Consider the following 19,197-nt stretch of genomic DNA (forward strand, 5'->3'; position numbering starts at 1 on the left):
TGCAGAGCGATTTATTAGAAGGGCATCCTCATCACTACACCCAACCAAACGCGCGAGCAACTGTCGCCGTCAGCCATGTCATGCCAATGGCAATAACCGTTGGAATTAAAAATGACATAAACGTCCATTTTGCACTTTTTGTTTCTTTATAAATATTGACTAAAGTCGTTCCACAAGGGAAGTGTAGCAGTGAGAACAGCATCATATTTAAAGCTGTGAGCCACGTCCAGCCTTGGTCGATAAACACTTGTTTTAGCTTCGATAAATCTTCAATTTCTAGCATAGCTCCTTGCGATAAATACGCCATAATTAGGATAGGGATCACAATTTCATTGGCTGGTAGTCCAAGAATAAATGCAGCCATAATAAAGCCATCCATACCAAGAGCCTGACCAAACGGATCTAAAAAGTTAATAAAATGCATTAGAATACTCGTATCACCAACGTAAATATTAGCAAATACCCAAGTCAAAATAGAGGCAGGCGCTGCAACGACAACCGCTCTTTTTAATACATACCATGCTTTATCAAGACTTGCTCTTAAAATTGTATTCCAGAACTTTGGCTTTCGGAATGGTGGAAGCTCTAATGTGTAATGGGTAGGAACACCATTTAAAGCGGTTTTAGAAAGAACCCAGGAAACTGATAATGTCACCACGACGCCCAGCATAACAAATCCTATTAAAATGGCTGCTGTTACAAATGTACCTGTTGCACCTGAAAAACCAGTTACCATAAATAATGATGCTAATAAAATAAGTGTTGGCCATCTCCCGTTACAAGGAACAAAATTGTTCGTTAAAATGGCTAACATTCGTTCACGAGGAGATTCTATAATTCTCGTTGACAAGATAGCAGCCGCATTACAGCCGAAGCCCATCGCCATTGTTAATGACTGCTTCCCGTGACCTCCTGCTCGTTTAAATAAACGGTCCATGTTAAATGCTACACGTGGAAGGTAGCCGTAGTTTTCTAATAGAGCGAACATAGGAAAGAAAATAGCCATTGGCGGTAGCATAACACTAATAACCCAACCGGTACCTCTAAATAGCCCAAGAATTAAAATACCGTGTAGCCATTCTGGTGCATGCATTGCTTCAAACAGAATTGTTAGCTTACTTTCTAGATAGCCAAATAAGTTTGCTAACATATCAGATGGTACGTTTGCGCCAGCAATAGTAATGTAAAAGACAGTCCCAAGCAAGATAAGCATAATAGGGAATCCCCAAATACGGGATGTGAAAATTTCATCTAATTTATCAGATCTGTACATTGCAGTTTGCTGCGATACTACTTTTTTACATAAAGATTTGCTTTTAGTATAAATATCACTAACGATTTCATCTCGAATATCCTCTTTCGAAACCTCGTTCACTTCAGCTAAAATACTCTTAAGAGAATTATGATTTAACACTGACTGGGACTCCATTCGTTCTCACCTCATGCTGTTTATTATTCTTATGATTTTGCAGTTTTAAAATTAGTTCCTCATCACCATCAAGTAAGCGAAGGGCAACCCATCTCAATGGATATTTTTCATCAAAATAACCTTCTAATTTCGATTCTATTTTTGTAATTGCTTCCTCTATTTCTTTCGAATATTTCATGCGATACGGAGTAGTGACAATTTGCTCCTTCACCAGTTGACCTAATGTATCGAGCAATTGATTAATACCTTTTTTATTTCTTGCCGATATTTTTACGACTGGGACGCCTAGTTCACGAGCTAATCTTCTTTCATCAATTCGAATACCTTTTTTCTCGGCTTCATCTATTAAATTGATACAAATAATGACATTATTAGTCATTTCTAAAACTTGGAGTGCGAGATTTAAATTTCTCTCTAATGATGTTGCATCAAGCACAACAATCGTTGCATCCGGTTGGTCAAAAACAATATGGTCTCTGGCAACTTCTTCATCTGCTGAATTGGAAAATAGAGAATAGGTCCCGGGTAAATCCACGAGTACATATTGCTCTCCTTTGTGTTCAAAAGATCCTTCTGCATGAACAACTGTCTTCCCTGGCCAGTTTCCGGTATGTTGCTTCAAACCCGTTAATGTATTAAATAATGTACTTTTACCTGTATTCGGGTTACCTGCTAAAGCTATTCTATTTACTCTCACTCTGTATTCCCCCTAACAATTTCGCCCAGAATCATAGAGCTTTCATCTTTACGTAATGCGATCGTCGTATTGCTTACGCGATAAGCAACAGGGTCCCCTAAAGGACTTTTACGAAGAACAGTGATTTCTGCTTCTTTCACAAAACCTAAATCTAATAATCTTCTTCTTAAAGGACCCTTAATATTTATTTCTTTTATTAAAAAGCAATCTCCAAACGAGCATTCAGAAAGTGGTTTCAATGATGTTTTTTCCATGTGCATTTTTTGTTCCTTTCCATAATAATATTTCCTGAACTTAATATTGTTTCTCTAAGGAAACTTTATTAATGATTATCCCTGTTTTATGACAATTGTCAATGGTTTTCTGAAAATTTTATGAAATAACGCGATAAAAGTACGTTCTGATGAAGGGAATGATTGCACATTGCTTAAGAAGTTGTTGGACCAAAAATGTTGAAAAAGGGGAGTTGTTTGGAATACCAAACAGAGCAAAATTGTTGATGTAATAATATAAAAAGGTCTTCTTTATGATTTATTAATGTAAGTTAGATTTCGTTACAGGTGCCCATTGAATTTTTTAAAAGGGGTGAAGAAGCGGTAGCAGAGCAGAAAAAACCATAACCCTCTGCAAATAATAAAAATTGGCAGAGGGTTATGGTTTTTACTGGGAATTATTAGTGGATTACTATCTAACAATTTGGAATGAACTAGATGAGCTTGTTTGAATGAAAAAACGATTTCCTTCTACTATGTAATTAGCTGGCTCTTCGCCAAAGTCGTAATTACGAACGATTGAGGAATTCGGTGATAAATTCTCGATAATAATTTCCATATCTGCTTCAAATTCAACTGGTTTATTATTTAAAGTTGCTTTGAATGTGATACGATTCAAATTTCGTGTAATTTGAATTTCCATAACACCAGTATCCTCATTAAGAAGAGTTCCTAGTGGTGGAATGATAACAGTCATATTGGATTTTGTTGTTAAAACGAAGCGCTCTGTACTATTTTCTAAGTCAGCAACGTTTATTTTTGCTGTATAAGTACTTTTGTTTCTAGTCATAGCTGTGATTTTACCAGGTACAGCTGCCGTATCCGATAAAATTGGCGTTTTAGCCCCATTTCCTTTAGCTGGTAGATCATATTTCCCGTTGACAAAGTCAACTAAAGTCCAGACATTTGGCACAAGCTGCTGTTGCACAGGCGTTAAAGCTTCGAAAGCTGTTTTCACTGCTTGTACATCTTGAGCAGTGGACGTTTTAGGAGATAAAGCGGCAATAGCGTTTTCCACTTCCTTAGCCGCTGCCTTATCCTTGACAACAAGCTGTTCAGCATCTAACAACATTTTTTCGACACCAGCGGGTAATGAAACGTTAGTATGTCTACGTAGTGCATTAAGCTCCGCTCTAGCATCAGCTACATCTTGATGGAAGGTAATGCGAGAAGAGTTTAATAATTGGATTTTATTAACTACTTTATCTATAGATGTGTTTGGCGAAATATAGGATGTCAGTATTCTTTGTGATTCCGCACTTACAAAGGTCTTTTGTGCTGCATTTAACGTATTGTACCGATCTTTCGTTTCCATAACATTTTGGTAGTAATTCACAGAAGACGGTTCCACTGAAGCTAATTTCTCTTCAATTTGATCAGCAAGCTTACGATACGCTATTTTCGTCTGTTTATGATTTGACAACGTTGAATAATTCGTGACGTACTGTTGTTCCGTTGCGGTTAACTCATCGTATGCTTTGCTGGCTGTCTCTAAAGTTGCTTGGAATGAAGCGGTTGTATCATTAATGTTGGAAATAAGTCGAACAACATTTGCAACTTTAGAGTTGTAGTAATAAGTATTATCGTATATGTAAGCAGTTTTAACCTGTTCTGTAATATTAGCAGCCGATGCTGACGTTGCAGGCACAGTATAGATCAGTGAAGGAACTGCAACTAGGGTAAGTAAGGCTAGTTTTCTTTTGTTTTTCATAGTATGGGAAACCTCCTAATTTGGTTGTAAATAAATTTTAATGGTATATCGTAGGATTTTTATCCTAAGTGAGACCTTTTGTTGCCTTGAGAAATAAGTATATTATTTGTCTCTTGAAAAGAGTCTAGTCTAGACGGAAATATCCTAATTTATGTTGGTAAACCAATTTTATCATATCTCGGGATTTTTTTATCTATATTTTAGGTGGATAGGAAGATTGGTTATGTATTTTTTTAATACTTTGTGTCTTATGTACTTATGAAAATATGAACGGAAAGTAGGCCGCTTTTTTCGCAGAGAGGGATAGAACCTACAAAGTAATAGATAGAACCCTCGTACAAAGGGAAGAGTTTGTTATAATAATCTTAAGAAGGTGCGGGGTTCGGCAAGTGAAGATAGATTGGCTGTTAAAAAATGCAGGAGGAGCACTTAGCGGTGGAGCTGAGTAAAGGAATTGTGAGATGGTATGAAAACTGGAATAGAGAATATACACAGGCTCAAATAGATGTTTTAGGTTAAGAATGACTCTATATGAGAATGAAAAGGACTCTCTCAGTGTAGAGTCCTTTTTATTTTCTATCTTTTACTACCGTCAAGTTGAGCTTCCTTATAAACGCGGATTGCCTTGTCTAAATTGTTAATAGCATCTGTCACTTCGTACGAAGATGCATAGGAGTTATTGGCAACAGATTGAGCGTTTTGCACTGCTTTTTCTAGGTCACGTTTTGCTCTTTCTGTTGTCCACTTTTCATAATAAGGTATATCAGTTCCATCTCCATTAGCAGAAACCTTTACATATTGAACAGAATTTATGAGTGACGTTAGCCAAGATTTATCAACATAATTTCGATAGTTTACACCGGATTTATGATTACTTCTATACGTTGAAATAGCGCTATATAAATAATTATATGCAGACGAAATTTCTGACTGAGACGAGTAGCCATTATTTGCAACATTTTGAGCATATGAAACAGCTGAAACTAGAGCGTCTTTTTCACTTTGTGTCGTCCAAATTGTATAAGAAGATAATTCAGATCCATTAACAGAGACGGTTACATATTGAACAGAGTTAATCAGCGATAAAAGGGCAGATCTATCGGCATTAGTTTGGTAAGTACCATATTTTTGTGCATTTTTATAAACTGTGATCGCGTAGTTTAAATTGCTAATAGAACTTGAGATATCAGACTGACTTGCATAGGTATTATTTGCAACAGACTGAGCGGATGAAACGGCAGAAGCTAAAGCATCCTTCTCACTTTGAGTCGTCCAAGGTGTATATGAAGCTACATCATTACCATTATTCCAAGAAACCGCAACATACTGAACAGAGTTAATCAGCGATAAAAGGGCAGATCTATCGGCATTAGTTTGGTAAGTACCATATTTTTGTGCATTTTTATAAACTGTGATCGCGTAGTTTAAATTGCTAATAGAACTTGAGATATCAGACTGACTTGCATAGGTATTATTTGCAACAGACTGAGCGGATGAAACGGCGGAAGTTAAAGCATCCTTCTCACTTTGAGTCGTCCAAGGCGTATATGAAGCTACATCATTACCATTATTCCAAGAAACCGTTACATACTGAATAGAATTAATCATCGATTGTAATGAAGACTTATCGCCGTAAACATATTTTGTTCCGTTCTTTTGCGCAGCTTGATAAACGGTTAATGCAATCCTGTATTGTGTAATAGCATTGTTTATTTGTTCCTGAGAGGCGTTGGAATTATTAGCTACTGTTCTTGCGCTACTTACGGCATATTCGAATGCTGTACGTTCAGCCTGCGTTGTCCATTTCTCGGTTGTTAAAACGTCGTTCCCATTAACAGAAACGGTAACGTATGGGGGTATAGCTACTAAATTACTTAGCTCAGTTTTATTCGCCACAGGTAATTTCACAGAGGCTTTTTTATCATCCACCTGCACCTTGTTAATAAGATGTCCTGAATCTAATGCCACCTTTTCCCCGTGTTTAACAATCACTTGCTCAATTTTACCTTCCCCGTAAAGGCTAAAATCTTTCTCAACATCGATTGTAAGCTTTTCAACATTGGCCGTAACTTCAAATGCTGTAACTTTACCAACTACATCGACTTTTGAAATAGTTTTGTCAGAAGTCACATGTACTTTCGTACGCTCCAAGTTAATGTCTGGAAATTTAATATCTTTTAAAGTGACATTTAACCAATTAATTTTTCTAGTTAATAAAGGTTTAAAAGTAATTGTATCCCCGATAGTAACGTCATCAATTGTAATTGCCTTCTTCACACGATTAGTTACAATAAGCTCATCTTTAATAGTTACATTTTGAACTTTTACATAATCCGCATTTACAGTTAGGTTTCCTGAAATTTCTGCGTCACCGCCATTAAAATATACTGCCTTATTGTTTGTGCCAGCTTTAGTTAGTGTTAGTTCTGTAACGCTCGTAATTTCGCCGTTTTTTACTACTATTGTTGCTTCGGCATTCATCAGTGCAGTTTTGTTCGATGTGTTAAATAGGGGCTTCAGCGACTGGCTAATTTTAAATTGGCCATTGGATGTAAGTACTTTATCTTTAGTGACGTTGTTAATGGTAACGGTTTGCCCCTTTGTTTTGGCTGAAGCTACTTGCCCATCAATTTGAATTGAGTGGTTTAAAGGTGAATCATTTGAAGCAGCGTTTGCAGTTGATACTGGCAAAACTAAAGTTGCTGTAATAGCAGTAGCCATAAAAGTTGATAACGCTTTATTCTTCAAGTTAATCACTCCGATCATAGTATTTTGTAGATAATATATCATATATTTCAATATTTTAGTATATGTTAGGTATGTTTTACTAGATAACCAAAATTGGTGAATAATTAGTCCTTTATTATGTAGTTTAGATTTTTAGGATATATACCTTTGAATTCTCTATAAATCGGTAAAATTCTACTTAATTCGTTAAATATCTTATTGTGATGCGACATTCCATCCATTATTATTATGTATAAAAGTGGGGTGTTGTGATGGGGAAATCTAGGAGTATTGCTTTAAAGCTGTCCGCTCTAATTATAGGGTTATTTTTAGTGTTGTTTATTACATATACTGTTATTGTAGGCGTTATTTTGAAGGGTCAAAGTGTTGATGATGCAGAAAGTGCAACATTGAAAACTGCTGAATATTCGGCAGCAAAGATGAGTGAACGCTTTAAAAAAGTAAACACGACTTTACTTACGACGAAACGTATAGTTGAAGGTATGGAGAAAAAAGGTGAGCTTTCCGCAGAAGACATAATAGATATGATGGAAACTAACTTAGTCAATAATGAAGATTTACTTGGTGTAGGTGCTGTTTTTGAACAGAACTCCACAAAAATGGAGCCAATAATAAATGCTACTTTAGTGGATTCAAAAAACCGCTTTATACCTTATTTAAATAAGGATGGAAATGGAATAACAACGGCTGCACTTGAAGGCATCGATGACAAAAGTATATCCGAATGGTATTGGATACCAAAAGAAGAAGGAAGATCTGTTCTAACGGAACCATATGATTATAAAATAAATGGACAAACAGTACTAATGACAACGATTGCTGTTCCGTTAGTCGATGCTGCGGGGTCATTTTTTGGAACATTGACGGCTGATATAGCTATTGATTATTTAAAGGAATTGACAGAGTCTGTAAAGCCAAATGGTGGCTATGCTGCAATTATTACAAATAATGGAGTTTTAACTACAAATAGCTTTGGTAATTCATTAGAAGGAATAAATATGCAGGATATTTTGGATTGGAAAAGCATTAAACAAACAATGGATAGTGGCGAGCTAAAAAGTATGTATTTGGGTTCCGACGAGCTTAAGGAAAATTCATTTAACGTTTTTGCTCCGATGAATTTAGATGGTATTGATGAAACGTGGACTGTGCAATTAGTGCTACCAAAATCCAAAATATTAGAAACCTATAATTATGTGCTTGTCTTTACCATAATTGCGTCAATTATTATAGTCGTATTAATGACCGTCGCTAGTGCACTGTTTATTTATAAATTACTGAGGCCATTAAAGTTTTTACGTACTTCTATTGAAACAGCAGCGGCTGGAGATTTAACTCAAAAAGTTGATGGTAAATATATTAAGCCTGATGAAATTGGTGCTGTTGCATTAGCTTATAATAATATGTTGGATCAAACGAATAGCGCCATTCAAACGGTGCTGAATGCTACGACATTACTCAATCAATCATCAAATCATGTTCATGAGGCGTTTAACGAAATAGTTGCTTCAAGTCAAGAAGTCTCGGTAGCTATTAATGAAATTGCACAGGGAGCATCAAAGCAGTCTGAGGATACAGAAGAAACCAATTATCGGATGATTGACTTATCTGATCAAATTGATACTATTACAACGCTTTCAAAAGAAATGGATGAGCTGTCGAATAAAACGAAAGCAACAACAGACAAAGGAATGAAAGAAGTCGAAAGCTTGCGTGAACGAAACTCAGAAACGAATGTAATGAATGGACGTATTCAGGAGCAAATGGAGTCATTGGCTTCTAATATTGCCAATATCAATCAAATTATAGCGTCTATTCAGGGTATTACCGAGCAAACAAATCTATTAGCCTTAAATGCAAGTATAGAAGCTGCACGTGCTGGTGAACATGGTAAAGGTTTTGCAGTTGTCGCTGAGGAGGTAAGAAAGCTAGCAGAGCAATCCAGAAATGAAACAGAGGTTATTAAGCAAACGGTAGATAGCATTCTTGAAAATTCCCAGCAAACAGTTGCTGTCATTGCCTCAAACGCGGGCTTAATACATGCTCAAAATGACTCAGTAAAAAGCACGGAGGTTGCGTTTAAAGACAATAGTGAACTTTCTAGTTCTATTGCAACGTCAATTAGTGAGTTAATGACTAAACTTTCTCATATGTTAGAGCATAAAAATCAAGCGATTATGTCAATCCAAAGTATTTCTGCTATTTCTGAGGAGACTGCTGCATCTGCAGAACAGGTAAGTGCATCTGCTATTGACCAACAAGCGGAACTACAAAAGGTTGCGGATTCCATCAATAATATGAACGAGATTTCAAAAGAATTACAAGAGGTCGTTAATCGCTTTAAGCTTGCTTAATGGAACTTTAAGAAAGAATGCTTCGATATTTGAGGCAGTCTTTCTTTTTTTATAGTAAAAGAAGGTGGATGAAAATTTCTCATAAATGACCATGAGTTAACTTTGAAGTACATTGACCAAGCATAATAACAGCACTACTATAGGAGAGGAAAGGGGGACAACACTGTGGTGTATCTCAGTATGATTTTCTTTCAAATTGTTGCTCCGATTTTAGTGCTTCTAGTACTTGGCGCAGTTTTACAAAGGAAATTTCGCTTTAATTTAAAGGCGCTATCTCAACTTATTACATATTGCTTCATGCCAGCAGCTGTTTTTGTGAATTTATATGAAACGAGTATAGAGTTGTCTGTGCTTGGGGAAGTTGCGTTTTTTATTCTACTCTTTATCGGAAGCCAGATGGTACTTAGTCACTTTCTAGCAAAGGGGCTCGGTTTAGTACAAACAGAGGCTGCGGTGTTTAAAAATAGCGTTGTCCTCATTAATTCAGGGAACTATGGTATTCCAGTTGCCCAAATGATTTTTGTGACTCAGCCGATTGGGGTAGCGATTCAAGTTATTCTCGTTATATTTCAAAATATGACGACGTATACTTACGGCTTGTACAATTTAATTTCTTCAACAAAATCAGGTATGTCAATTTTGAAGGATTTCCTCAAAATGCCTATTATTCATGCGCTTATTATTGGCGTTACTATGAACTATTTTAATATCCCTATTCCACAGTTCGTAAGAATTCCGATAGACCATGTGGCAGATGGTTTTATCGCTGTAGCATTAATAACTTTAGGGGCACAGCTATCACAGCTTGAAATAAAATCCATGTTCAATAAGATGGTATACATTAGCTGTTTTACACGATTAATCATAGGGCCCGCCGTAGCATTGCTTATCATATTTGCGCTTGGTCTAGACGGTGTCGTGGCACAATCACTTTTTATAGCTAGTTCATTCCCGACATCGCGAAATAGTTCCAGTCTGGCATTAGAATATGATGTAGAATCGGCAACTGCTGCACAAACAGTTTTATTTTCAACGATTGTGAGCTGTATTACAGTGACGATTGTGATTTATGTAGCGGAGTTGTTGTTTACCTAATGGCTAGGTGCTAATTTGATTGCCGTGGTTAATACAAACTGGAATTGTTCCGATAAAACTTCAAAGTATATGAATTCATCAGATAACGAGAAGTTGTGCGCCAAAGTCTAATCTGACGCTGATTCTTGATGAATGTGCTAAAAATAATTAAATGAAGCTTCCATCTATTAGCAATATCTGCTACACTAGCATCAAACTTAATAGTATTAACTAGGGGAGTCTGATGAGTCAGGCTGAGAGGGAAACGCATAGAGGTTTCTTGACCCTTTGGACCTGATCTGGCTCATACCAGCGTGGGAAAGTTAACCATTATTGCACACTGTTATTTGCAATAACTATACCTTTACATTCTTAGCCGGATCCAAAATTTTTTTGGATTCGGCTTTCGTTTTTGTTGGGGTGAGCTAGATTCGGTCCTTGTATAAATATAAAAGGGAGCGAAGTAGTTTATGACAACAGTTAGCGAAAAGAATATTACGATTATGTCAAATTTTGAAGGAAGTAAAAAAGTTTACGTAGAAGGTTCTCGACCAGATATTTTAGTGCCAATGCGTGAGATTGCTTTAAGTCCGACGACAGGAAGCTTTGGTGAAGAGGAAAATGCACCAGTGCGTGTTTATGATACGAGTGGCCCGTACACTGATCCTGCACATAAGGTGGACATTACGAAAGGATTGCCAGCTTTACGTAGTATATGGATCAGAGAACGAGACGACGTTGAAGAATACGAGGGTCGTACGATTAAGCCGGAAGATAATGGATTCCGCAATGCCGAAGATCCACGAATGAAAGAAAATGTTTTTCCGGATTTATCTAGAAAGCCTTTGCGTGCGAAGAAAGGTAAAAATGTAACGCAGCTTCACTATGCACGAAAGGGAATTATTACTCCAGAAATGGAATTTGTAGCGATTCGCGAAAATATGGATCCTGAGTTCGTGCGCTCAGAGATCGCGGCGGGGCGTGCAATTTTGCCATCTAATATTAATCACCCTGAGGCAGAGCCGATGATTATTGGACGCAACTTCCACGTGAAAATTAACGCCAATATTGGAAATTCAGCGGTGTCATCCTCTATTGCAGAAGAAGTAGAAAAAATGACCTGGGCTACACGCTGGGGTGCTGATAACATCATGGATTTATCCACGGGTAAACATATTCATACGACGCGTGAATGGATTATCCGTAATGCCGCAGTGCCAGTAGGGACGGTGCCGATTTATCAAGCGCTCGAAAAAGTAAATGGTGTGGCAGAGGATTTAACGTGGGAAGTGTATCGTGATACGTTAATCGAACAAGCAGAGCAAGGTGTAGATTACTTCACGATTCATGCAGGCGTATTGCTACGCTATGTGCCATTAACGGCTAATCGTGTAACTGGCATAGTGTCTAGAGGAGGCTCGATTATGGCACAGTGGTGTTTATATCACCATCAAGAGAGCTTCTTATATACTCATTTTGAAGAAATCTGTGAAATTATGAAAACCTATGATGTTGCTTTCTCTTTAGGTGATGGTTTACGTCCAGGTTCTATTGCAGATGCAAATGATGAGGCTCAGTTTGCGGAGTTGGAAACGCTAGGGGAATTAACGCAAATTGCCTGGGAGCACGATGTACAGGTGATGGTAGAAGGACCAGGGCATGTACCAATGCATCTTATTAAAGAAAATATGGACAAGCAGTTAGAGGTGTGTAAGGAAGCTCCTTTCTATACGTTAGGGCCGTTAACAACAGATATTGCTCCGGGCTATGACCATATTACATCAGCCATTGGTGCTGCGATGATAGGTTGGTTTGGTACGGCAATGCTATGTTATGTGACGCCAAAAGAGCATCTAGGCTTACCAAATCGTGAGGATGTTCGTGTAGGGGTTATTACGTATAAAATTGCTGCGCACGCTGCTGATTTAGCGAAAGGGCATCCAGGGGCACAGCAACGTGATGATGCGCTATCTAAGGCACGCTTTGAATTCCGCTGGCGAGATCAATTCAATCTATCTCTAGACCCAGAGCGTGCAGTCGAATATCACGATGAAACATTGCCAGCTGAAGGAGCAAAAACTGCGCACTTCTGTTCAATGTGCGGACCTAAGTTTTGTAGTATGAAAATCTCACAGGATATTCGTACTTATGCAAAAGAGAAAGACTTAAATACGACGGAAGCAATCCACAGAGGTATGCAAGAGAAGGCGAAGGAATTTAAAAAGGCGGGCAGTCAAATTTATCAATAATTATTAGAGCGGGCTTGTGTCTATCAATTTGGGCACAAGTTTTATTTGTCATTAAGATAAAAAAACTCCATGTGAAGTGGCCCTTCACATGGAGAAAGTTGGATTTGGATATCAATAATAGTGGAAAAAAATCAATTTGCCTCGCTGAAATCAATTAAACGTTAGTTGGTTGTTTTACGTATGGGTTTGATAGATCCATACCTTCTAATGAAAGGCCCATAGCTTTTGCTACACCTTCACCATATGCTGGATCAGCTAAATAGCAGTGAAGGATATGACGACGTTTAATGAACTCTTCAACTGATGCCATGTCATTAGCAGTATTTTCAAATAGGCGTTGTTGCTCTTCGGCAGTCATTAGGCGGAATAATTTACCTGGCTGCTCGAAGTAGTTGTTGTCGTCTTCACGGAAGTCGTGGATACCAGCATTACCGTCAATACGTAATTCAGGCTCTTTATAGTCTAAATTATGCTCCCATTCACCATAGCTATTTGGTTCATAGCCTAAAGTTGAACCAAGGTTGCCATCGAAACGCATAGCACCATCGCGGTGGAATGTACGGAAAGGACATTTTGGTGCGTTTACAGGAAGCATGTAGTGGTTTACACCTAAACGGTAGCGTTGTGCATCTGCATATGCAAAGATACGAGCTTGTAACATTTTGTCTGGCGAGAAGCTAATGCCAGGGATAATGTTAGAAGGTGCAAAGGCAGCTTGCTCAACTTCCGCAAAGTAGTTGTCCGCATTTTTGTTTAATTCGAATTCACCCACGGGTATTAATGGGAAGTCTTTTTTATACCATACCTTTGTTAAATCGAATGGGTTATATGGTAATTCGCGAGCTTGTTCTTCTGTCATTACTTGAATGGACATTTTCCATTTAGGGAAATCGCCATTTTCAATTGCCTCATATAAATCGCGCTGTGAAGATTCGCGGTCGTTACTGATTACTTCAGCAGCCTCAGCACCAGTTAAGTTTTTAATCCCTTGTTCTGTACTGAAATGGAATTTAACCCATACGCGCTCATTTTCTTCATTAATAAAGCTATAAGTGTGAGAACCGAACCCATGCATATTGCGGTATCCAGCCGGAATACCACGATCAGACATAACGATTGTTACTTGGTGAAGTGCCTCTGGTAATGAAGTCCAGAAATCCCAGTTTGAATTAGCGTTTTTCATATTTGTACGTGGATCGCGTTTTACCACGTGGTTTAAATCTGTAAAGTGTAAAGGATCACGGAAGAAGAATACAGGTGTGTTGTTACCAACTAAATCCCAGTTACCCTCTTCTGTATAGAATTTAAGTGCAAAGCCACGAATATCGCGCTCAGCATCTGCTGCACCACGCTCACCTGCTACTGTAGAGAAGCGTGCAAACATTTCAGTCTTTTTCCCGACCTCTGAGAAAATTTTTGCTTTAGTATATTTAGTAATATCATGCGTTACAGTGAAAGTACCGAATGCACCTGAACCTTTAGCGTGCATACGACGTTCAGGAATAACTTCACGGTTAAAGTTTGCTAATTTTTCAACTAACCATACATCCTGAAGAAGTAGAGGACCACGAGGACCTGCTGACATTGAATCATGGTTGCTTACTACTGGAGCGCCACCTGCTGTTGTAAAACGACGGCTACGATCATTTTGGTTTGTCATATTAGTTTACCTCCTGAAGAAAAAATTGTGAGTCAAACTCTTCAACAATAACTATAACAAATACAAAATAGAATTGCTAGTAAATTATAATTATTATTGTTAAAGAATATTTATAGTAAGATATAAACTATAAATATATGCTAGATTTAAAGGGGTTATGACTAACCTTTACCACAAATTTAGTTTTTTTAAACATTTTCGAGGATTATTTAACCTCTTTCAAATGAATTCTCTTGTTTATTTATTCTTATTGAAAATATGATAATTGAAAATAATACTAGATAATGAGATTGCACGTGTGAAGATAAGCCTTCGCTCGCTACGCTTTCGCACAAGTTCTCAGTTCGAGCGGAAATGACCCCACGTTATGTTGATAAGTCCTTTTAAGCTTTACGATAACGATGAGGCGTAATGCCGATGTGCTGTTTAAAAATTTTAATGAAGTAATTCGAATCTTCGAAACCATTTAAATAGGCAATTTCACTAATAGCAAAATCAGTTTCTACTAGCATTTTTGTGGCATTATGAATTCTTACCTGCTGCAGGTAGCGTTTAAGTGGCAAGCCTTGCTTCTTTGAAAAGATCGTACTTAAATAATTGGGACTAATCCCTAATTTATGAGCAACGTAAGGTAAAGATAACCCGCTGTCCTGAAACTGTTGGTCGATAATTTCTATGGCCAGTTCTACATAGTCAGCTCGTTTCTCCATACGTGCCTCACGGGCCAATTCAATCAGTTTTTGTGTAAATGATATGATGCCATTTTGAATGGTATAAAATATAGGGTGCTCAATAATTAAATGAAAAAGCTGACGATAATTTTGTTCAATTGCAGCTTTCTCATGCAATTTATACTTCAGCATAAAACGTCGGATTTGTGCTAAAACACTTGTTAGATGAATACGTAAGTCATCCTGCTCGTAATAAATTTCTTCATTAGATAGTCGATATAAAAATGCTTTAACAGCTTCAATATTCCCATCCTCTAAACTACTTATTAATAATTGTTGCTCTTCGGGTGTTAGTAAAGGATCGAAGGGTTGTGTTTTCAGTTGTTTACTCGTATAAAAGATATGCCCATAGCCTTCGTAAAAACTTTGACGAAGTGCACGCTTCGTTAATGTATACATATTCTTCATAGTTGTAGGTTCCCCATCGTAAATACCGATATTTAAAGAACTATTACTTGTTAATCGCCATTCTTTGATTAATGTTCGAACATCTTTCTCTAAATCAGTTGTTTGGAATAAGCAAACGATTCTCTCTGATAAAGGATAAATCCTTATACTAGAATAAATAGGAGTTTGCTGAAGCCAGTTGTATAGCTTGTTAAACATGTCGGAAAGCTCAGGCTCGATCATGGTGAAGTGTATATTTGTCTCTAAGGTACTAGTTTTACTATCTAAAAATAGTTGATCGTAAAAAGATTCATCTGTAGCTTCTTGATACACTGCTTCTGTCCTTGGTGTCCGAAGGGAAATAGCAGTGAGCTTTTGCTTTAATAATTCTAAATCAATTGGTTTAACGAAGAGATGTGCGACCTGTAAATCGATTGCTTTTAATGCATTTTTAAACAATGGCTCTGATGTCATGGCTAAAATAGTTCCTGAATGTTTTTGTAAAACGCGATAAAGTGCCGTTAAACGATTATTCGAGAATAGGTCAATATTTAGTAGTATCACCTCAGGCTCGAATTGCTGGATACTATGAATTGCCTCATTAGTTGTACTTATTTCGATGGTTACATCGCCAGGGAAATATGTATGTAAAAACCAACGAATACCTGAAAGGTCAGCGGAGTCTCTATCAATTAATAGCAGTTTCATACATACAAACCCACCTTAAAATTATCTAGTTTCGTAAAAAAATACGGTTATATTATTAAAATATCAAAAAATCTGAAATAATTCATGTATTCTCTTTTAAAATTCCCTATTTTCTGAAAAAAGTAGTTAGTACAATGTAGATAGAGTAATTGTTTTTTTATCTTTTGTAGCGATAACTAAATTGATTACGAGCATTTTTACATAGTTGTAAAGGGAACAGGGGGATGGCATTATGAAGTCTATTATCGAGCTTGATGGCAAGACGTTAACAAGACAACAAATAGGGGAAATTGTAAACAGTATTGCTACGGTTGCGCTATCTGCGGACAGTGTGGAGCGTATCCGTTTAAGTAGGGAACGCATTGAAAAACGCTTAGCTGAGGGGCAAACCATTTATGGCGTGAATACAGGCTTTGGAAAGCTAAGTAATATAAAGATTGAAGAGGAAGATATTGAGCTTTTACAGTTGAATTTATTACGCTCGGATGCGACAGGTGTTGGTGTACCGTTCCCAACAGATGTTGTACGCGCCATGATGGTTTTGCGTGCTAATGCTTTAGCTCGAGGTTTTTCAGGAATTCGTCTAGAAACAGTGCAGCTGCTATTGGATCTTATAAATAAGGGAGTTCATCCGATTGTCCCGTCTCAAGGTTCAGTTGGAGCAAGTGGAGATTTAGCACCGTTATCACATTTGGCTTTAGTGCTAGTAGGTGAAGGTAAGGCGGAGTTTAATGGCGAGGTTATGAGTGGCAATGAGGCGTTAGAGCAAGCTGGACTAACACCGGTGCGACTACAAGCTAAGGAAGGATTAGCGCTTGTAAATGGTACGCAAGCAATGACGGGAATCGGCGTGTTAACTGTGAATGAGGCAGAGCGTATGGGGCTAGCGGCAGATATGGCAGCGAGTTTAACACTTGAGGCACTGAGGGGGATTACTTCAGCGTTTGACCCAGCGCTTTTGGCGGTAAGACCACACCCGGAATTAGAGCTTGTTGGTGGACGAATCCGCAAATGGCTTGAAGGAAGTAAACGTGTGACAAAACAAGGTGAAATCCGAATGCAGGATGCCTATTCACTACGTTGTATTCCGCAAGTACATGGTGCTTCATGGCAGTCATTTTTCTATGCGGAGGACCGAGTACAAATTGAAACGAATGCAACGACAGATAATCCGATTGTTTTAGAAAATGGAGAAGTATTGTCTGGGGGACATTTCCACGGTCAACCAATTGCATTGGCGATGGACTTTTTAAAAGTTGGTGTAAGTGAGTGGGCGAATATTTCGGAGAGACGTACAGAACGAATGGTTAATCCGCAGCTTAATGAAGGGTTGCCACCATTTTTAGCGACAAATCCTGGTATTGAGTGTGGACTAATGATTGCTCAATATACAGCAGCCTCTATCGTATCTGAAAACAAAGTATTGGCACATCCTTCAAGTGTGGATTCTATACCAACATCAGGTAACCAAGAGGATCATGTGAGCATGGGGACAACATCAGCCCGCCAAGTACGTCAAATCGTACACAATGCCGCTCGTGTCATTGCGATAGAAATGATTTGTGCATCGCAGGCGATCCATTTAGATAAAGCAGAGGAGCAGTTATCTCCAACAACGCGAAGGTTTTTAGAAAAAGTGCGTGAGTTTTGCCCTCCGCTGTTAGCGGATCAACCTATCGGTGATGAAATTGAAGCGCTTTCAGAGTACTTATTAACGAGTGACGTTCTGTTGAATGAGTATGTGTAAACAATAAGACGATAACTTCCTAGAGAAAATCTAAAAAATCCTTCAACTTGTTCGAATGATGGGGATTTCTTTCAAAAAGAGTTGCATGGGGGGATAGGATGGAATTTCAACAACAAGGGCTGAGGCAAGACTCCGATTTTCGAGTCTCCTCAGCTTTAAAGATGATTATCTGTAGTTTAGTCGGAATATTTAGTTTTTTCATCTCGTTTGAATGGCAAGGTAAGAATACAATTTTAATTGATCACATTGTGAATTTTATTCGCGCCGAAGCACCACTACTTGTAACTGCATATGTGCTCATAATGCTTGTAGGTGGAGCGGTTCATCCATTCCTTACTAAGAAATGGAATAAGTCGGCGGTCAATATCGTGATGTCCATCTTTAAAGTGGGCGGTATGATTGCGGGGATTATGTTAATTTTCAATATAGCACCTGAGTGGTTAGCGGATGAAAGTGTAGGCCCGTATTTACTGGAGAAGCTTGTTAAGCCAGTGGGAATATTAATTCCAATCGGGTCTTTGTTTTTAGCGCTTTTAGTAAGCTATGGGTTGCTTGAATATATCGGTGTTTTAACACAGCCGTTTATGAAGCCTATTTTCAAAACACCGGGACGTTCAGCAGTGGATGCAGTAGCCTCATTTGTCGGTAGTTATTCGGTTGGCTTACTTTTAACGAACCGTGTTTATATGGAAGGTCGCTACACAGCAAAGGAAGCTGCGATTATTGCAACAGGTTTCTCGACTGTTTCCGCAACGTTTATGGTTGTCATTGCGAGTACGCTGGATATTATGCAGCATTGGAATGCGTTTTTTTGGGTGTCACTCGTTGTAACATTCGTGGTCACGGCGTTAACGGCGCGCATTTATCCACTTCGTTCCATGAAGGATGAATACTACAAGGGCGCGACGCCGATGCCAGAAAAGATTGTGAAGAAGGACCGTTTTAAAGAAGCATGGCGTCAAGCGATGGATGCAGTTGAGCAAAATCCACCTTTATCTAAAATTTTATGGATGAATTTAAAGGATGGCTTCATCATGGCGATGGGGGTTATTCCGTCGATTCTATCAATTGGTCTGTTAGGCCTTGTGCTTGCAACATACACACCTATTTTTGATTGGCTTTCGCATATTTTTGTACCATTCACATACTTGTTACAAGTTCCAGAACCATATTTAGCAGCGAAAGCGCTGTCATTATCGTTAGCAGAAGTATTTTTACCAACGCTTGTTGTCACACAAGCAACACTTGTAACGAAATTTATTGTGGCAGTTGTATCAATATCGGCAGTTTTGTTCTTTTCAGCCGTTATTCCACTTATTTTATCATCTGAAATTCCATTGACATTGCGCCAAATTTTACTTATTTGGTTTGAGCGTGTCGTATTAACTTTAATCATCGTAACACCAATAGCATTTTTACTATTTTAAAGG

12 protein-coding genes and 1 riboswitch are annotated in these 19,197 nt (G+C 38.1%); of the genes, 5 read left to right on the plus strand and 7 right to left on the minus strand.

Going from position 1 to position 19,197, the window contains the following annotated elements:
- Nucleotides 1-34: 34 nt before the first annotated feature.
- The 5 genes from AC3WSO_RS02085 to AC3WSO_RS02105 all read right to left on the minus strand — a co-directional run bounded on the left by AC3WSO_RS02085 (nt 35) and on the right by AC3WSO_RS02105 (nt 6,857).
- Nucleotides 35-1,429 carry a nucleoside recognition domain-containing protein gene (locus tag AC3WSO_RS02085; protein ID WP_492528313.1) on the minus strand — a complete coding sequence of 465 codons (1,395 nt, stop codon included), beginning with the start codon at nt 1,427-1,429 and terminating at the stop codon, nt 35-37.
- The gene (locus tag AC3WSO_RS02090) at nt 1,401-2,126 is read right to left on the minus strand and encodes a FeoB small GTPase domain-containing protein (RefSeq protein ID WP_492528315.1); all 726 of its coding nucleotides are present in this window, start codon (nt 2,124-2,126) and stop codon (nt 1,401-1,403) included. The genes AC3WSO_RS02085 and AC3WSO_RS02090 overlap by 29 nt, the downstream gene beginning before the upstream one ends.
- On the minus strand, nt 2,123-2,380 hold the full coding sequence (locus AC3WSO_RS02095; RefSeq protein ID WP_492528317.1) for a FeoA family protein: 258 nt from the start codon (nt 2,378-2,380) through the stop codon (nt 2,123-2,125). The genes AC3WSO_RS02090 and AC3WSO_RS02095 overlap by 4 nt, the downstream gene beginning before the upstream one ends.
- Nucleotides 2,381-2,810: 430 nt before the next feature.
- Complete coding sequence (locus AC3WSO_RS02100) at nt 2,811-4,109, minus strand: hypothetical protein (RefSeq protein ID WP_492528319.1); 1,299 nt, start codon at nt 4,107-4,109, stop codon at nt 2,811-2,813.
- A gap of 576 nt (nt 4,110-4,685) precedes the next feature.
- Nucleotides 4,686-6,857, minus strand: a complete 2,172-nt coding sequence (locus tag AC3WSO_RS02105; protein WP_492528321.1) for an S-layer protein — start codon at nt 6,855-6,857, stop codon at nt 4,686-4,688.
- A 251-nt stretch (nt 6,858-7,108) separates the two neighbouring features.
- Between AC3WSO_RS02105 and AC3WSO_RS02110 the strand changes: the two genes are divergently transcribed.
- From AC3WSO_RS02110 to thiC, 3 genes are all read left to right on the plus strand, one after another.
- Nucleotides 7,109-9,211 (plus strand): methyl-accepting chemotaxis protein, encoded by a 2,103-nt coding sequence (locus tag AC3WSO_RS02110; protein WP_492528323.1) that lies wholly within the window; start codon nt 7,109-7,111, stop codon nt 9,209-9,211.
- 165 nt (nt 9,212-9,376) lie between these two features.
- Nucleotides 9,377-10,306 (plus strand): AEC family transporter, encoded by a 930-nt coding sequence (locus AC3WSO_RS02115; RefSeq protein WP_492528325.1) that lies wholly within the window; start codon nt 9,377-9,379, stop codon nt 10,304-10,306.
- A gap of 202 nt (nt 10,307-10,508) precedes the next feature.
- Nucleotides 10,509-10,623, plus strand: a riboswitch (TPP riboswitch).
- Nucleotides 10,624-10,755: 132 nt separating this feature from the next.
- Nucleotides 10,756-12,534: a phosphomethylpyrimidine synthase ThiC gene (thiC, locus tag AC3WSO_RS02120; protein WP_492528327.1), complete on the plus strand. Its 1,779-nt coding sequence runs from the start codon at nt 10,756-10,758 to the stop codon at nt 12,532-12,534.
- Nucleotides 12,535-12,688: 154 nt separating this feature from the next.
- On the opposite strand, the gene AC3WSO_RS02125 is transcribed toward thiC, so the two are convergent.
- Together AC3WSO_RS02125 and AC3WSO_RS02130 are read right to left on the minus strand one after the other, a co-directional pair.
- A complete protein-coding gene (locus AC3WSO_RS02125) occupies nt 12,689-14,194 on the minus strand; it encodes a catalase (RefSeq protein ID WP_492528329.1) in 1,506 nt (501 codons plus the stop codon).
- 383 nt (nt 14,195-14,577) lie between these two features.
- A complete protein-coding gene (locus AC3WSO_RS02130; RefSeq protein WP_492528331.1) occupies nt 14,578-16,020 on the minus strand; it encodes a helix-turn-helix domain-containing protein in 1,443 nt (480 codons plus the stop codon).
- 232 nt (nt 16,021-16,252) lie between these two features.
- Between AC3WSO_RS02130 and hutH the strand changes: the two genes are divergently transcribed.
- Together hutH and AC3WSO_RS02140 are read left to right on the plus strand one after the other, a co-directional pair.
- Nucleotides 16,253-17,767, plus strand: coding sequence for a histidine ammonia-lyase (gene hutH, locus AC3WSO_RS02135; RefSeq protein WP_492528333.1), 1,515 nt, complete (start codon nt 16,253-16,255; stop codon nt 17,765-17,767).
- A 98-nt stretch (nt 17,768-17,865) separates the two neighbouring features.
- Nucleotides 17,866-19,194 carry a YjiH family protein gene (locus AC3WSO_RS02140; RefSeq protein ID WP_492528335.1) on the plus strand — a complete coding sequence of 443 codons (1,329 nt, stop codon included), beginning with the start codon at nt 17,866-17,868 and terminating at the stop codon, nt 19,192-19,194.
- The last annotated feature ends 3 nt before the right edge of the window (nt 19,195-19,197 follow it).

Source organism: Lysinibacillus sp. EB106-09-02-XG168 (genome assembly GCF_058791475.1).

What these genes read in the sequence shown, in the direction of transcription:
- AC3WSO_RS02085 (WP_492528313.1), bottom strand. Translation starts at nt 1,429, where the DNA reads ATGGAGTCCCAGTCAGTGTTAAATCATAATTCTCTTAAGAGTATTTTA.
- AC3WSO_RS02095 (WP_492528317.1), bottom strand. Translation starts at nt 2,380, where the DNA reads ATGGAAAAAACATCATTGAAACCACTTTCTGAATGCTCGTTTGGAGAT.
- AC3WSO_RS02100 (WP_492528319.1), bottom strand. Translation starts at nt 4,109, where the DNA reads ATGAAAAACAAAAGAAAACTAGCCTTACTTACCCTAGTTGCAGTTCCT.
- AC3WSO_RS02110 (WP_492528323.1), top strand. Translation starts at nt 7,109, where the DNA reads ATGGGGAAATCTAGGAGTATTGCTTTAAAGCTGTCCGCTCTAATTATA.
- thiC (WP_492528327.1), top strand. Translation starts at nt 10,756, where the DNA reads ATGACAACAGTTAGCGAAAAGAATATTACGATTATGTCAAATTTTGAA.
- AC3WSO_RS02125 (WP_492528329.1), bottom strand. Translation starts at nt 14,194, where the DNA reads ATGACAAACCAAAATGATCGTAGCCGTCGTTTTACAACAGCAGGTGGC.
- AC3WSO_RS02130 (WP_492528331.1), bottom strand. Translation starts at nt 16,020, where the DNA reads ATGAAACTGCTATTAATTGATAGAGACTCCGCTGACCTTTCAGGTATT.
- hutH (WP_492528333.1), top strand. Translation starts at nt 16,253, where the DNA reads ATGAAGTCTATTATCGAGCTTGATGGCAAGACGTTAACAAGACAACAA.
- AC3WSO_RS02140 (WP_492528335.1), top strand. Translation starts at nt 17,866, where the DNA reads ATGGAATTTCAACAACAAGGGCTGAGGCAAGACTCCGATTTTCGAGTC.